Origin of the sequence: Nitrincola alkalisediminis (assembly GCF_009821115.1) — a bacterium.
Lineage (GTDB): Bacteria > Pseudomonadota > Gammaproteobacteria > Pseudomonadales > Balneatricaceae > Nitrincola > Nitrincola alkalisediminis.
The window spans coordinates 1-1354 of sequence record NZ_VYTY01000029.1 but is presented as its reverse complement, the minus strand read 5'-3'; the positions used below and the strand labels follow the sequence as shown (position 1 = coordinate 1354).

Below are 1354 nucleotides of genomic sequence, written 5' to 3'. Positions count from 1 at the left end.
GCCTCAAACAGATCCGCCACCAGTCCATAATCGGCCACTTGGAATATCGGGGCTTCTTCATCTTTATTGATCGCTACGATCACTTTTGAATCTTTCATCCCGGCTAAGTGCTGAATCGCACCCGAAATACCCACCGCAATGTACAGATCCGGCGCGACCAACTTACCCGTCTGCCCCACCTGCATATCGTTGGGAACGTAACCGGCATCCACGGCTGCTCGCGAAGCACCCACAGCCGCACCCAGTTTATCGGCCACCTTGTACAGCATGTCGAAATTCTCGCCATTGCCTAAGCCACGTCCGCCCGATACAACAATGCTGGCCGCCGTCAATTCGGGGCGATCAGATTTTGCCAAGGCTTCATGGCTAAAGCTAACATCTGCGCTTTCAAACACAGACTCTACGCGCTCAACACTGGCACTGTTACCCGTTGCTGCGACTGGATCAAAGGCGGTGCCACGAATGGTCAACACTTGCACAGACTCATCAGACTCAACCTGAGCAATCGCATTACCCGCATAAATCGCACGCTTGAAACGATTAGGGGCCTCGATTGCCAGCACATCGGAGACTTGATTCACACCAAGCAAGGCGGCAACACGTGGCAGGACGTTTTTGCCGGTGGTGGTTGCCGCGGCCAACACATGACTGCAGCCTTGTGCTTGCTCTAGGAGTAACTGGCTCACATTTTCCGCCAACTGATGGGCATAGGCTGGCGCATCGGCCAGCAGTACTTTTTGCACCCCAACCACCTGAGCCGCCTGTTCAGCAACCTCACCACATTGATGACCCGCCACCAACAGGGTGATATCGCCACCTATCACGGTTGCAGCGGCGATAACGTTCAGGGTAACGGGCTTTAATGACTGATTGTCATGTTCTGCAAGGACTAAAATACTCATGCGATCACCTTGGCTTCATTCCGAAGTTTTTCAACTAATTCTGCGACAGACCCGACTTTAATCCCGGCACTGCGTTCCGCGGGTGGCTCAACGCCCAGCAAACGAATCTTGCTGCTGACCGTTACGCCTAAGTCTTCAGCGGTTTTAACCTCTAGGGGCTTTTTCTTGGCCTTCATGATATTCGGCAAGGATGCGTAGCGGGGTTCGTTCAAGCGCAGATCAGTGGTCACGACGGCTGGCAGTGTCAGTTTCAGTGTTTGCAAACCACCGTCCACTTCACGTGTCACCAGCAGATGCTCCCCTTCAACCTTAACTTCTGAAGCAAAGGTGGCCTGTGGGCGGTTCAGTAAGGCCGCCAGCATTTGGCCGGTCTGGTTGTTGTCAGAATCGATGGCTTGCTTGCCCAATAGAATCAGACCGGGCTGTTCAGTTTCCGCGACCTTAGCAAGGAT

General features: G+C 53.6%; 2 protein-coding genes. Both read right to left on the bottom strand.

Features of this window, described 5'->3' with window-relative positions:
- A partial coding sequence (locus F5971_RS18285; protein ID WP_193496575.1) for an electron transfer flavoprotein subunit alpha/FixB family protein occupies positions 1 to 902 on the bottom strand: 902 nt, incomplete at its 3' end.
- Positions 899 to 1354: electron transfer flavoprotein subunit beta/FixA family protein (locus F5971_RS18280; RefSeq protein ID WP_193496573.1), on the bottom strand; the 456-nt coding region annotated here is incomplete at its 5' end. The genes F5971_RS18285 and F5971_RS18280, both read right to left, overlap by 4 nt.